Origin of the sequence: Dolichospermum compactum NIES-806 (assembly GCF_002368115.1) — a bacterium.
Classification (GTDB): domain Bacteria; phylum Cyanobacteriota; class Cyanobacteriia; order Cyanobacteriales; family Nostocaceae; genus Dolichospermum; species Dolichospermum compactum.
Window position 1 is genome coordinate 4,750,631 of record NZ_AP018316.1, and the last position, 14,947, is coordinate 4,765,577.

Consider the following 14,947-nt stretch of genomic DNA (forward strand, 5'->3'; position numbering starts at 1 on the left):
AAATTACAAATTACGAATTACGAATTACGAATTACAAATTACGAATTACGAATTATGAAAATCCCAGTCAAACTCCAAGAACTCATCCCACAACCAGAAGCAGCAATTCTACCAATTAGTACCCTCATAGGACAAAAATTAGCATTAGTAGACTGTACAAATATTGCTGAACTCACCCCCGAACAACTAAACCTAATTTTCACCCATATTCCCCCAACATGGGATTATCAAGAACTAACAGAAATCTTTAATTCTGACACCCTCACAGAAACCTTTGCTATCCAACTTTGTGAATATATAGATCATCGTTTAGGACGCACCCCCCAACCCTCTTTAATTACGAATTACGTTCGCGCAGCGTTTCCGAAGGAAATATTACCAATTACGAATTATCTCGATATATTCAACTTCCGTAATCAAATTATCGGCGACTATCGCCGCTATATAGAAAGCTTCTTAAAAATCCGTGATACTAAAGTTAGAGAATTCGTCAATCAAGAACTTGAAAAAGGACAACTGTGGACAAATCCCCTCGTCCAACTTAACCCCAAATATCGCCCTGGTGCAACAGTCACAGAATTAGTTAAAAACGGTATTCTCCATCCTGACTGTACACAATACTTCTCTAAAAATGGTCAACCTTTTAATTTCCATTATCACCAAAAACAAGCATTTGAAACTGCCCAAAAACAAGAACCTTATGTATTAACAACAGGTACAGGTTCAGGAAAAAGCATGACCTATGTTGTCCCCATTTTTGATGACTTACTGCGACATCCAGAAATTCAAGGAGTCAGGGCAATATTAGTATATCCCATGAACGCCCTAATTAACTCCCAAGAAGAAGAATTAAAGAAATTTCTCAATAACGTTCCTAACACCCATATTCGCGTTGCTAAATACACCGGACAAGAAAGTTTAAGCACAAAAACCGAAATTCAAAATAACCCACCTCACATATTATTAACTAACTACGTGATGCTGGAATTAATGCTTTCCCGCACCCACGAAGAAAAACTCGTTGCTTCTCCAGAATTAAAATTTTTAGTATTAGATGAACTCCATACCTATCGCGGTAGACAAGGTGCAGACGTAGCCATCTTAATTAGAAAACTCCGCCAACGTTGCGGAAAGGGTAATAGCCAATTGGGAAATAACATTTCCGCAGGAAATAATATTTCCGCAGGAAATAACAATTACGAATTACCTCCACGCAACATTTCCGCAGGAAACAACAATTACGAATTACGAATTACGAATTACGAATTATTATGTGTTGGCACAAGTGCTACCATGTCCACAGAAGGAACACGCGCACAACGTCGTCAAGTAGTTGCAAATGTAGCGAGTAAATTATTTGGTGTGGAAATTAAACCTGATAACGTCATAGATGAAACCTTAGAACGTTCTATCAAAAGTCCTAAACCTACCATTACAGAACTGCGAGAAAGCATAGATCAAGGTTTACCACCAGAAGCAGAACAAACATTAGAGAATTTCCAAAACCATCCTTTAAGTCATTGGATAGAAATGACCTTTGGTTTAGAAGATAAACAAGGTCATCTTGTGAGAAGAACACCCATAAGTTTAGAAAGTGGTGCAGAAAAATTAGCTGAAATTTATGTTCGTAGTTGTGCTTTAGCACAAAATTCTGAAAATGCCATAAATCAAATTAATAATTCAGAAAATGCCATAAATCCCAACTACGAACTTACAATATCAGAAAATGCGATAAATCCCAACTACGAACCTGGAGAAAATCGTATTTATGAACTATGTTTAGATATCCTTAAACAGATGTTTTTATGGGGAAGTAAAGTTAAAGGTTTAGCATTTCGACTCCATCAATTTATCTCTCAAGGTGGTAGCGTTTACTCTACCATTGAAAGTTCCCAAAAACGTTTTCTCACCCTAGAAGGACAATATACCACCACAGAAGAACGTTTACTTTATCCCCTCGTCTTTTGTCGGGAATGTGGACATGATTATTATGTCATCAACTACAATAACGACAAACAAATAGTCCTTCCCCAACTTCCCACAGCATTAGATATGAGTCCCGAATATACTGATATCCAAGCTGGTTATCTTACCTTAGATGAACCCGGACTTTGGGATGCTTATAAAGATGAAGAAAGACTTCCTGACTCCTGGTTTACCGAAACCAAAAAGAAAGGACGAGTTCCTAAAAAAGATTATGCTAAATTCATTCCCCAAAAATTACAAATTCTCCCCAACGGAAAAGTTACAACTTCCCCATTACAGGGAACAACTTGTTGGTTTGTTCCTAGACCATTTCGCGTGTGTTTAAATTGTGGTGTGCTTCATGATGGAAATAAAAACGAATTTACCAAACTTTCGCGCTTGAGTAGTGAAGGACGCAGTACCGCTACCACCCTCCTCTGTTTATCCACTGTCAGCCGTCTCAAACAAGTTTTCACAGGCGAAAAAGCCCAAGCCGCCAAAATTCTCAGTTTTACCGATAATCGCCAAGATGCCTCATTACAAGCGGGGCATTTTAATGATTTTGTGCAAACCAGTTTTTTACGTGCTGCTTTATTAGGTGCATTACAAAATAAAGGACAACTCACCCACAGCGAGTTAGTCAGCGAAGTTATCAAACAAATGGGACTAAAACAAGCAGCTTACGCCAAAGAAGTGGCAGAATTTAATCCAGGTAAACAATCCAACGAAAAAGCTTTTCAAGAATTAATTGAATATCGTCTTTACGAAGACTTACGCAGAGGATGGCGCATTGTTCAACCTAATTTAGAACAGTGCGGACTTTTGGTAATTGAATATAATGGTTTAAAAGATATCTGTGCAGATAAGGCTATTTGGAATAAACATCGTCATCCGGTTTTATTACAAGCTATCCCTGAAGAAAAATTTATTGCTGCTCAAGCTTTATTAAATCATCTCCGTCGGGAATTAGCTATTGATACTAAATTACTCCAATATGATAATAGAGACTCTTTATTTCGAGATGTTTTTCAAGCCATTAAAGAACCTTGGGTATTTGATGAAAAAGAAAAGTTGAATTTTGCAGAGTTCGCAACTATTGACAGTAATACGGACAAAAAAGCTAAGGTAAAATTAACAATTAGAAGTAAAATTGGCAGATTTTTACGCTCTCCTAAAGCTTGGTCATTACGCAGTGAATTGTTAACAGAAACAGAGTACAATAGTTTAATTAGTACCTTCGTTGCGGCTTTAGCTGATGCTGGGTTTTTAACTACGAAAAATGGCATTCAATTAAAAATCAATTCCTTGGTATGGAAGTTTACAACATTAACTGAAATTCCCTCTGATCCTCTTTCATCTAAGCGGTTACAGGGGCAGGAAGACGCAAAAAGACCTGTTAACAGCTTCTTTCAAGAATTTTATCAAAGCAATGCCCAAAAAATTCAAACAATGGAAGGGCGAGAACATACAGGACAAGTCAAAACCAAAAAACGTCAAGAAAGAGAAGAGATGTTTAGAAAGGGAGAATTAGCCAGTTTGTTCTGTTCCCCGACAATGGAATTAGGAATTGATATTTCTGACCTCAGCGTTGTCCATTTGCGGAACGTTCCCCCCAGTCCGGCTAACTATGCCCAACGTAGTGGACGCGCTGGACGCAGTGGACAGGAAGCATTAGTTATTACCTATGCAGCTATTGGTAGCGGTCATGATCAATATTTCTTTCAACGTCAAGAACAGATGGTAGCTGGGGCTGTTGCACCACCCAAACTAGAATTAGCCAATCAAGATTTAGTTCAATCTCATGTGTATTCAATTTGGTTAGCACATACAGGAGTTTATTTAGATGACTCCATGAACAAAATTCTGGATTTACATATTACTGATTATCCCCTGAAAGATAGTGTACGTGAACAATTAATACTTAGTTCTGGGAAATTAGCTGAATGTCTGCAAGCTACTCAGTCAATACTTGCAGATACCTTCTGTCAAAGTGATTTACAAAAAGCCTCTTGGTATTCTGTACATTGGCTACAATTTACCATAGAGAATGCACTGAATACATTCAATAGAAAATGCGATCGCTGGCGTAAACTTTATGATAGTGCAGTTAAACAAAGAGATCAGGCTAACATCATAATTAGTCGTTCTGCTGCTGGTTATGTTACAGATGAAGAACGAAAAAACGCTGAAGCTCAAGCAAGAGAAGCGCAACGACAAATAGATTTATTGGTAGGGCATAACCAAGGTAAAAGTAATAGCGAATTTGAATTTTATCCCTACCGCTACTTTGCTGCTGAAGGATTTTTACCAGGGTTTAATTTCCCCCGTTTACCTGTGAGAGCATTTATCCCCACCAATGATGGAGGTGAGTTTATTTCTCGTCCCCGTGTTGTCGCTTTAAGGGAATTTGCACCCAACAACATCATTTACTATGAAGGTAGTAAATTTATGGTGTCAAAAACCAAAGTACCTGTAGGTGGCATTGAAAGTCAATATCAACGAGTAAGCTGTTGTTTTAACTGTGGTTATTTCCATCCAGATGATGCGCGTGATACCTGCGAAAACTGCGGTGCAAAAATTAAACCTGATAGTTCTCAAAACCTAGCTAAATTAAATCGTGTATTATCAATGGACACAGTATTTACTCGCAGAAGAGAACGTATTACCTGCGATGAAGAAGAAAGATTGAAATATGGTTATAACATTACTACCCATTTCCGTTATGCACCTCAAAAACAAGAATCTGCCACTGTTTTAGCAGCAGATAATACACCATTATTCAAATTAACCTATGGGGCTACAGCTACCATCTGGCGTATCAATAGAGGACTGAAGAAAAACACCGAAGAAAGAGGGTTTAAATTAGATACTAAAACAGGTAATTGGGGAGATACAAAAAATAATTTCCAAACCAACTCACCAACAACAAATTTACCTCCAGAAACCTTACACACGGAAGTAAATTTAATGGTAGATGACACTTGCAATATTCTTGTCATCGAACCCTTGAATGTTCCCCAAGATAACAAAGAAGCGTTTATTGCTACTCTCCAATATATCCTAGAAACAGCAATTCAAGCAGTTTATAAGTTAGAACCAGATGAACTGGATTCAGAAAGATTAGGAGAAGGAAAATATTTGCTATTTTGGGAAGCATCAGAAGGTGGTGCAGGAGTTTTATCTCAGCTACTCCAACAAACAGATGCTTTTCAGAAAATCGCCAATTCTGCTTTAGATATTTGTCATTTTCAAACACCAAAGGATAGTTGTGTGCAAGCTTGCTATGAATGCTTACTTTCCTACAGGAATCAATTTGATCATCCGTTAATTAATCGTCATTTGATTAAACCTTTACTCGATGATCTGCAAGCAAGTACAGTAGAGATATCCGGTGTATTCCGAGATGAACAATATCAAAAACTATTCGCACAAACAGACCCAAATTCCGATTTTGAACGAGAAGTTTTACAAGAGATTTACCAACGGGGTTATAAACTACCTGATACAGCCCAGGAATTAATTACCGAAGCCAATTGTAAACCAGATTTTATTTATAAAGATGAAAAAACTGCTATTTTCTGTGATGGTTCAGTACATGATAGTCCTGAACAGAAAAAGCAAGACCAAATTGAGAGAGATAATCTGAGATACAACGCAGGGTATCATATATTAACTCTGCGCTATGATAAAAATTGGCGGGAGCAATTGGACGTTTTAGGGAGTTTATGAATTGATAATTGTTCAGAGGGAACAGGGAACGGGCAACAGGGAACAGAAAAAACTCATGTTTTTAAACATGAAATTGAAATAGTGACACTGTTTTTTTCGTACTACGCATCTTGTAAAAACATCCTTTTTTTGACTGAGCTTTAAACTCAGAACTAAAGTTTTTATTTGTTAGCTGTTACCTGTTCCCTGTTCCCTGTTCCCTTCTTTTGTAATCTATTTAAATTCGTTTTATAGGTGTGGCAGATGAGGCTAATTTTTTCCATGACTTCTACTTTACCATGTCTTTCTACTTATTTTTTCTGGTAGCCGAATTAATCCTCTAAGTTTCAAGTTTATTTGGTAGTTATTGGTCAAAATACTGATAATCAGGGTAACAATAATCTCTAGTTTTGATAGAAGTGAGAGGTTATGAATTTATTGATTTTTCTAAATAACTTTATTGACGATTTTGCATATAATCAAAATATATCTGCTAAAGGTATTAAAGCTGGATTTTTATTTCCTGTTGACATTGGTTGAGATACAGCAAATTGTCATCAAACCCGGAACAAGAACCCCAACCCCAACCCCCTCCAGTATCAAAAGCTTATCCTTTTCTTCCCCCCGCTGCGGGGGGATTTAGGGGGGTGCAATGAGGGGGCTAAGATGTACCTTATATGATTGGAAATCGCTGTAAACAACCAATGAGGATTTACGAGTAAGCCGATTATGCCTAAAAAGAAGACTACTCCCCATTAAGGATTCTGGAGACGAGATGTATCTAGCGCATTCATTCATGAGTGATGAGAAACGGCAACAACATCAACAACATCAACAGCCTTTGATTTTAGTGGTAGAAAATCATGATGATGGTCTACTGCTGATGAGTTATACACTTGAGTTACTTGGTTGTCAGTCTATTTGTCAAAAAGAAAGTTCAACAACAGTATTTATGGCTAAAGAACATCAACCTGATTTAATTTTATTGAATATTTTTTTACCCGGGGTGAATGGACTAGATTTTATTCGATATCTTAAGCAAGAACCGTTAACTTGTCATATTCCTGTGGTGGCTATGACGGTTTTAACTGATGGTGAATATAATAAAAAGATGCTTGAAGCTGGTTTTGATGATTACATTGTTAAACCTTATATGATTGAGGAGTTAGCTGCAATTATCTACCGATTTCTAGGGACGAAATTTGAGCTATGCTCGGTTTTAGAAGTGCAACGGATTCATTAATAATCATGCAGCAATTTTAGGGAGTTTGACTGTGAATATGCTGCCTTTACCGATTGCTGAGGAAAGTTCTATTTTACCTCCGTGTGCTTCAATAATGCGGCTGCAAAGATGTAGTCCTAAACCACTACCTGATCTTTTGTTTTTACCTTGACGAAAGCGCTCAAAAATAGTTTCTTGATCTTCTGGTGCAATGCCATAACCTGTGTCTTGAACTTCAATGATGATGGTACTACTGCAATGATTAGCTGGGGATAAGGTTTCAGAAATGCGGATTTCTATACTGCCTGTATCTGTGAATTTGATGGCATTACCAATTAAGTTATGGAATACTCGTCTTAATTCTAAGCGATCGCCTTTAACTATGCCGCCATTATTGCCTGTTGGACTTAATTCATGGGTATCTAATTTCAAAGTTAAGTTTTTCTCCAGTGCTAAGGTATTTAATTCACTTATGACCTCAGTAGCAATTGCGGTTAAGTTGCATGATTCAAAGTAGAGATTTTTTTGTCCAGCTTCAAAGCGGTAAACTTCTAGTAATGTATTTACCATTTCCAGGAGATTTTGATTGCTGCGAATCATGATACTAATGGGTTGTTTCATTTCTGAAGGAATTTGTCCAAAGACTTCTTGCAGAAATAAATTCAGCACTCGATTAGCAGCTACTAGGGGAGTACGTAAATCATGGGTAAGACGAGAAACAAAGTCTTCTCGCTGGAGGGTCATTTTGCGTTGTTCGTCAATACTGTGCTTTAATCTTAAGAGCGATCGCACTCTGGCTAATAATTCTTCGATTTCAAAGGGTTTGCGAAGAAAATCATCAGCACCGATATCTAAACCGTCAACCACGCTGGCTTCAATACGGGCTGTCAGTAGTAAAATCGGAATATAGTTGATTTCAGGATTATTCCGAATCTGTTGTGTAACTTCATAACCATTTATTCCTGGCATCATCACATCTAAGATAATCAAATCTGGTGGTGACTTTCTGACTTTTTCTAAAGCTGTTTTACCATCCATTGCTGAATCAATTTCATAGCCTTCACCTTCTAAGATTGTCCGCATTAAAGTCAGATTATCTGGCACATCATCAACGGACAAAATTCGGAATTTTTTCAAGTTAGACATATTTAAGTTCTTGGTAAGTAGATTGGCGTTAAAAATTGTTGTTGGGGCAAGGGAACAGGGAACTCTTAACTGGGGACAGGAAGAGAGTTTTGGGCGATTTTACCTTTCTTCACATACCTTTAAATTTTTCGGTTCACCTACTTAATTAGGACTTACGCACGCTCACTAATTTACCATGATATGAATGAAGGAAATTGCGTCGTTTTCGGCTTTGGGAATAACTTATTGAGTAGGGTGTGGTTCGGCAAGCTCACCAACCACGTCAGATAGAGGGAATCTGTTTTTTTGTCAAAATATCGTGTCCGACGCACCCTACAAGGGATAAAATTTACCTCACATATTTGGGGAATCTTGTCAATGCGTAAATCCTATTAATCTAGAATTTTAAGTGGGGATAATTGATTGACGCTTTATGAGGAGAATATACAGAATGAAAAGGATTTTGATGAGGACTAAAAACCACACTCTCTAAATCTGGTGCTAAATTTATTTTTCGTGGTAATTTTATTTTAAATATTGAACCTACCCCTAACTGACTTTCGATATCTATTTTTCCTCCCATCATGTCTACCAGTGAATCAATAATAGCTAAACCCAACCCTGTACCTGAATATTTACGGCCAATACCTTGATCAATTTGGTGAAATGCTCCAAAAATTTTTTGAATATCTTGAGAAGCAATGCCAATTCCTGTATCTTTCACGGTTATTATAACTTGATTTTGAGTTGTTTCTTGGATTTCTACCCAAATACTCCCAGACTCTGTAAATTTTACAGCATTGGAAAGTAAATTGATGACAATTTGTTGTAACCGTACTGCATCATTAAATACTAATGTATTTTCTAGGTCTATTTTAACTAGCAAAGATAAATTTTTGGACTCAGCTAAGGGACGAATTTTTGTAACCGCATGACTCACAACTTTTGATAAATCCAATATTTCTGGCTTTAGTTCTAATTTCCCGGATTCTAGTTGAGAAAAATCCAGAATTTCATTAATTTTTAGCAGTAAATCTTTGCCATTATTGAGAATTTTCTCTACCATGTCTAGTTGTTGATTTGTCAACTGACCAAATTTGGGACGTAAGAGAATCTGTGAAAACCCAATAATTGCATTCATGGGAGTTCTTAGTTCATGGGATATGGTGGCTAAAAATAGTGATTTGAAGCTAGATATTTCTAATAGTTTAAAGTTTTGGTATTTAATATGTTGCTGTTGTGCTGTTAATTCTTTTTGCTGTAAAACTAGCTGTTCACGACTTTCTTTAAGCTGTTGGTTTGCTAAATCTAGCCGCATTTCAGCATGATGTATACGGATGGTAATGCGTAAAATTTGAGCTATGGTTTCTGGTGATAATGTAGACTTAACAAAATACTCACTAGCACCTAATTTTAGCAACTCTCTGGCTATTTGTTCATTGTCTGAATCTATGAGAATTACTAGCGGAACTTTAATCCCTGAAGATTGTAATTTATGGATTAATGTGAAACTATCTTGATTTGGTAAGTGATAGTTAAAAAATACGCAATCATAGTGATTATTGATGAGGGCAAAAAAGGCATGATTCCCATCTTTAACTTCATCAATTTCCATGCTAATAGCTGTTTGGGTCAGAGCTAGACTTACTATTGAGCCATTAGTCTGATCATCGTCTACAACTAAGATCTTCAGATTCTCTTCCATCGGTTTTTCTTCTGGCTGTCAAATACAGATTTATATTCAGCATTACTATTTTTACAGTTTCTAGATTATACAAATAATGAACATAATTTTCTGGTGAATGAGCAGATTTATTTCCAGGTAAAAGAAATACTTTATCCACTTAAAAACATTGTAAATTAGTAATTCATTAACTGTCCTCACCCATTAGTGAGAGTTGCATGGAAACATTATCTACCATTGGCTTAAGTGTTTTTATTTAAATATTGGTAATAATTGTCATGTAAAAAATTATTTGCGTCACACATATAAATAGGTTTTTAGCCTAGATATCAGGATTAGAAGTTTTTTTGGTGTCTGATAGCATACTGTGATAATAGTAATACTCGCATATTCCCTAACTGCTGTGTTGAATCCATAGTAAATTTCATGATAGTACCATAACTGTAATTTTTCTGATTGGTCTCAATAATTTCATTTGTTTTGGGAGAAATATCTATATATCTTTAGCTAGATTTTACAGCTATGGATATTCAAAAATCAATTACTTATTATTCCTATTGGTAGATGTCTATTGTTTCACAGATCATATATGCTGAGGAATGGATAAATTAAATACAATTCTAGGACTTACGCACGCTCATTAATTTACCATGATATGAATAAACAAAATTGCGTCGTTTTCGGCTTTGGGAATAACTTATTGAGTAGGGTGCGTCAGATAGAGGGAATCTGTTTTTTTGTCAAAATATCGTGTCTGACGCACCCTACAAGGGATAAAATTTACCTCACATATTTGGGGAATCTTGTCAATGCGTAAATCCTAAATTCTTAAAAATCAGCTTTTTCTCCTACTTTTTGCTATTGGTAATACTTCCTTCAGAAGTCATCTGATTATCACGGGTGTAATAAATAATGAGTGACATTAGCATTCTATTAATTGAAGATCATGATTTAACGCGCATGGGACTCAAAACTGAATTGCAGTTGCATGGCGGTTTTAAGGTGGTGGGTGAGGCGTCCAGTGGGAATCTGGGACTAAAACTGCTAGAAACAACTAAACCGGATGTGGCTGTGATAGATGTCGGTTTACCCGATATGGATGGGATTGAACTGACGCGCAAGTTTAGACGTTATCAGGCGGAAACAGGACAATCGCAGACCAAAATATTGATTTTGACGATGAATAATTCAGAAAATGTGGTTTTGGCAGCCTTTGCCGCCGGCGCAGATTCTTATTATATGAAGGATACAAGTGTTAATAAATTCATTGAGGCTGTACAAGCAACGTTTCATGGTAACTCTTGGATTGATCCGGCGATCGCTAGTATAGTATTACGGAAAATGCGTCAAGGTGTCCCCGGTGATCATCAATCATTTGATAAGCCGAAAACTGTCAAAATTGAAGCCCTAGAAACAGAATATGAACAAGTTTTAGAAACTTACCCCCTCACCCAACGGGAACTGGAAATTCTGGCATTGATTGTGGCTGGTTGCAGCAATGGACAAATAGCCGAGAAGTTATATATTACTGTAGGTACGGTCAAAACTCATGTTCGCAATATTTTAAATAAACTCTGTGCTGATGATCGTACCCAAGCAGCAGTTCGGGCTTTACGTTCCGGTTTGGTGGTTTAGGGAAGGAGTCAGGAGTCAGGAGTCAGGATAAAGAAGGGAGAATGAATAAAAAAATTACCAATTGACCAATGACCAATGACTAATGACCAATGACCCTTTCTTGTAAACATTCTGCAATCCGTTGTGCTGCACCTGCACGTCCCATGCGTTGAATGCCGTTTTCAGCGATCGCATGGAGGATGTCAGGATTTTTGAGGAGAGATTGGATGGCTGGGAGAACTTGTGATGGTTGGTTGACAAGGGTGAGGGATATGCCTAAAAGCCGACTTTGGGCTTCTGCAAAACCGGGGTTATATTGAGGACCATTACCAGGGATAGCGATCGCAGGTTTTCCCAAACCGATGAATTGTTCCGTTGCTGTTCCAGCCATAGCGATCGCCACATCACCTAAATACAAGCAGTCATTATAGGCTTGTTGGGTCAAGATGAAGTAAGAATTTTTTTGTTGAAAAGTCAAACTGTCGGGGTCAGAAATTGGTAAAGGAGATTGCTCACACCGTCGCCAACCTTGGATATGTAAACTTTGTGATAAAATACTACAATCTAAACCAGGAGCGATCGCCCCTAAAAAAATCATCGTCCCCGCAGCCCCAAAAAAAGAATCTGGTCGTCGTAAACCAGCCATCAGTGCTGATACAGCAATCATGATGATTTCCCAATTATTGTAAGCTTCCGGCGCACGAGAACCGGGCAACAGAGTCACAACAAAAGGCCGAATCACCTCTTCGAGTTCAGCATCAGGAGGATATAACTGTTGTGCAGTTAAACTCGTCTGTAACCCATCCATCATGGGATTCCCCACATCTACAGCGGGAATTGACCATTTTTTGAGAATTTCCGTAGTCAGAGAATCTCTAGGAAACACCGCCCGACAACGACCACGACTCATCAACCACCTTTCCCAAGGATGGTAAATCGAACCAGAAAAATTTTCCCACCATGCGGACCTTGATTTCCTCGGTAACAATCCCATTTCGTCGCGGACATAATATTCTGATTTAGCCGTCCCCACAAAAGCATAATCAGCACCACTAATCACTGCAAACAGCAAAGGAACAATATCCCCTACAGCGAGAACAGCCTTTTGATTACCTAACTTAGTTTGTGAACTTACCCAACGGCGGATAGATTGAATTTGATTAAGAGTCAACTGCACCAAACCACCGCCAACATCACGCATTAATTCACGGCTATCCATATAAATAAAACCACCAGAAGGCATAGTTCGCACCTTACCAATCAGAGGAATATCTATTTTTTGATAAGCACGTCCTTCACCCACTATTGGTAAAGCAAAAATATCTGGTGGAGAAGATAATTGTTGTAAAGCCTGGATAATCCGCACAGCAATCATATCTTCCCCATGACCATTGCTTAAAACTAATAACTGTAATGGAGAATTGATCATTTTTCTAAATACTAGGAGTCAGGGGTGGAATTGTTGAGAATGGCTTTTGCATATTCCCCGGATTGCCATATCCGGGGTTCAGAAGCTTGATGATTTTTTTATCTGCATTTTTAACCCTTGACTCCACTCCCCGTATCAGTAGGGACAATGTATTTTTGTAAAAACAAAAATAATACTAACACTGGAGTAATAGAAATTACTGAACCAGCAGCCACTAACCGCCAATCTAAGGAAAATGTTCCCGCTAACTTAGCTACCCCCAATGGTAGAGTATATAAACTTTCATCCTGAATGACAATTAAAGGCCACAAGAAGTCACTCCAAGCACCAATAAAGACAAAGATAGCCAAAGTAATTAAGGCTGGGCGAATGGCAGGTAGCATTACGCACCACCATAATCCTAACTCAGAACTGCCATCTAAGCGAGCCGCTTCCTCAATTTCTTTTGGCACACTTATCAAAGCTTGTCGGAGTAAAAATATACCAAAAGCAGATGCTAAACTCGGAAAAATTATACCTAAGTAACTATTTCGCAATCCTAGTTGCACTGTTAAAATATATAAAGGAATCATGACAATTTGGAAGGGAATCATAATTGTGGACACAATGGCAATAAAAATCCCATTTCTGCCCACAAATGATAGTCTAGCCAAGGGGTAAGCCGCTAAGGAACAAAATAACAAATTTAAACCAACTGTTAATACTGATACTAATATACTATTGTATAAATAAGTTCCAAAAGGTAGAGATTGCCAAACTCTGGAGAAGTTTTCTAATGTTGGTTGATTGGGTAATAATTGGGGTGGTGACTGCCAGATATTTTCCGTTGGTGATTTTAAGGCTGTACTGATCAACCATAATAATGGAAATAGCATCACCAGAGCGATCGCTCCTAGTATGCCATAAATAGCTAAGGTTTGAATGCGAGAGTTTTTAAGAGTCATTATCTTGATAAAAATGATTAAACACGAAAGTAATTAACCTAATAATACAAAAAAATAACTAAATTTTGCGATATGATGAAATCGAAATTTTCAAAACAAGTAATATTTTCATGAAACTAGTTCTGAAAATAGCGGCATTTGTTACCATAATTATTTTTGTTAGTGTTAGCTTAGTCTCTATTCACAAAATTTCCCAAAGTCAGCCAACACAAACCCCTCAAATCACGGCAGACTGTATAACTAACCCCAACGTACCTTGTCATAGCTCAACAACATCTGTAAATACACAATTTATTCCCAATCAGCAATTAGATGATCAAGAGCGTTTCTTAGCAGTAATCGCCAAAAAAATCCCCACAATTCCCCAAATTGATACTTTTGAATATACTTTACTGCGTACTTATGGGACAGTATTTATTAATCAAAAGCCAGGAATTAACCTACCAGAAAAAGTGATTTTAGATAACGAATCAGCAACCCAATCTTTTCAGGATGCAATTAGTATAGCTTTAGTAAATGACACACAAGAATGTTATTTACAAAAAACAGCCGCTACCGCTTTAAATCAAGCCAAAAGTTTAGCAACCATTCCTTTAAAATCAGGTTACGCTGGAGATTGTCTTCGCGATTTTGCCACCAATTTAAGATTTTGGAACAAATACGCAAATAGCGAAACATTAACACAAGTAAAAGCCGGAAAAGAAACAAAAATTCTCGGCTTAGTTGCCCCCCCTGGCACATCACAACATCTTTGGGGATTAGCAATTGATTTACAAGTATCAACATCAGCCCAAAGACAGGCTTTAAATGAAAATGGCTGGTTTCAAACTGTAGTTAGTGATCTTCCCCATTGGACTTATTTAGGCTGGAGTGAAGATGATTTACCCAAATTTGGATTACAACAAAAAATTGTCCAAGGAATTAAATATTGGGTAACACCCATTTAACAGGAGTCAGGAGTCAGGAGTCAGTATGAAGAAGAAGGAAGAAGTAAATTAATTAATTTATCCCCCTGCCCCTGCCCTTACAAGGTGTAGGTTTTTTACATTCTGGTGAGGGCAAGACTTGGGCGACAAGGTGGACAAGATGACAAGGGAGGAAAACCCTACAGGATGATGTTTTTTGGCAACAATAACACACCGTTAAAAGACTATTGTGCGGATAAAATCTTCCTTGTCTACTTTCCCTCCAAGTCTTCCCAGTCTTGCCTTCACAGACAATATTAAAAACCTACCCTTGTCAGCTGCCCCTGCCCC

General features: G+C 37.6%; 8 protein-coding genes. 4 read left to right on the forward strand and 4 right to left on the reverse strand.

Annotation, left to right across the window (positions count from 1 at the left end; translation table 11 throughout):
- The first annotated feature begins 54 nt into the window (after positions 1-54).
- Together CA730_RS22140 and CA730_RS22145 are read left to right on the forward strand one after the other, a co-directional pair.
- Positions 55-5,694: a DEAD/DEAH box helicase gene (locus CA730_RS22140; RefSeq protein WP_096671736.1), complete on the forward strand. Its 5,640-nt coding sequence runs from the start codon at positions 55-57 to the stop codon at positions 5,692-5,694.
- Positions 5,695-6,448: 754 nt separating this feature from the next.
- Complete coding sequence (locus tag CA730_RS22145) at positions 6,449-6,916, forward strand: response regulator (protein WP_096670596.1); 468 nt, start codon at positions 6,449-6,451, stop codon at positions 6,914-6,916.
- Between the two features lie 3 nt (positions 6,917-6,919).
- On the opposite strand, the gene CA730_RS22150 is transcribed toward CA730_RS22145, so the two are convergent.
- Entirely contained in the window at positions 6,920-8,041 is a 1,122-nt protein-coding gene (locus CA730_RS22150) for a hybrid sensor histidine kinase/response regulator (RefSeq protein ID WP_096670598.1), read from the reverse strand.
- A 376-nt stretch (positions 8,042-8,417) separates the two neighbouring features.
- Entirely contained in the window at positions 8,418-9,725 is a 1,308-nt protein-coding gene (locus CA730_RS22155) for an ATP-binding response regulator (RefSeq protein WP_096670600.1), read from the reverse strand.
- An 891-nt stretch (positions 9,726-10,616) separates the two neighbouring features.
- Here CA730_RS22155 and CA730_RS22160 point away from each other — a divergent pair.
- Entirely contained in the window at positions 10,617-11,339 is a 723-nt protein-coding gene (locus CA730_RS22160; RefSeq protein ID WP_096670602.1) for a response regulator, read from the forward strand.
- A 79-nt stretch (positions 11,340-11,418) separates the two neighbouring features.
- On the opposite strand, the gene CA730_RS22165 is transcribed toward CA730_RS22160, so the two are convergent.
- Together CA730_RS22165 and CA730_RS22170 are read right to left on the reverse strand one after the other, a co-directional pair.
- Positions 11,419-12,747: a lipid-A-disaccharide synthase-related protein gene (locus CA730_RS22165; protein ID WP_096670604.1), complete on the reverse strand. Its 1,329-nt coding sequence runs from the start codon at positions 12,745-12,747 to the stop codon at positions 11,419-11,421.
- 110 nt (positions 12,748-12,857) lie between these two features.
- Positions 12,858-13,691, reverse strand: coding sequence for a carbohydrate ABC transporter permease (locus tag CA730_RS22170; protein ID WP_172891227.1), 834 nt, complete (start codon positions 13,689-13,691; stop codon positions 12,858-12,860).
- Between the two features lie 110 nt (positions 13,692-13,801).
- Between CA730_RS22170 and CA730_RS22175 the strand changes: the two genes are divergently transcribed.
- The gene (locus tag CA730_RS22175; protein ID WP_172891228.1) at positions 13,802-14,638 is read left to right on the forward strand and encodes a D-alanyl-D-alanine carboxypeptidase family protein; all 837 of its coding nucleotides are present in this window, start codon (positions 13,802-13,804) and stop codon (positions 14,636-14,638) included.
- The last annotated feature ends 309 nt before the right edge of the window (positions 14,639-14,947 follow it).

Coding starts and splice junctions, on each gene's coding strand:
- CA730_RS22155 (WP_096670600.1), bottom strand. CDS start 9,725: ATGGAAGAGAATCTGAAGATCTTAGTTGTAGACGATGATCAGACTAAT.
- CA730_RS22175 (WP_172891228.1), top strand. CDS start 13,802: ATGAAACTAGTTCTGAAAATAGCGGCATTTGTTACCATAATTATTTTT.
- CA730_RS22170 (WP_172891227.1), bottom strand. CDS start 13,691: ATGACTCTTAAAAACTCTCGCATTCAAACCTTAGCTATTTATGGCATA.
- CA730_RS22140 (WP_096671736.1), top strand. CDS start 55: ATGAAAATCCCAGTCAAACTCCAAGAACTCATCCCACAACCAGAAGCA.
- CA730_RS22145 (WP_096670596.1), top strand. CDS start 6,449: ATGTATCTAGCGCATTCATTCATGAGTGATGAGAAACGGCAACAACAT.
- CA730_RS22160 (WP_096670602.1), top strand. CDS start 10,617: ATGAGTGACATTAGCATTCTATTAATTGAAGATCATGATTTAACGCGC.
- CA730_RS22150 (WP_096670598.1), bottom strand. CDS start 8,041: ATGTCTAACTTGAAAAAATTCCGAATTTTGTCCGTTGATGATGTGCCA.
- CA730_RS22165 (WP_096670604.1), bottom strand. CDS start 12,747: ATGATCAATTCTCCATTACAGTTATTAGTTTTAAGCAATGGTCATGGG.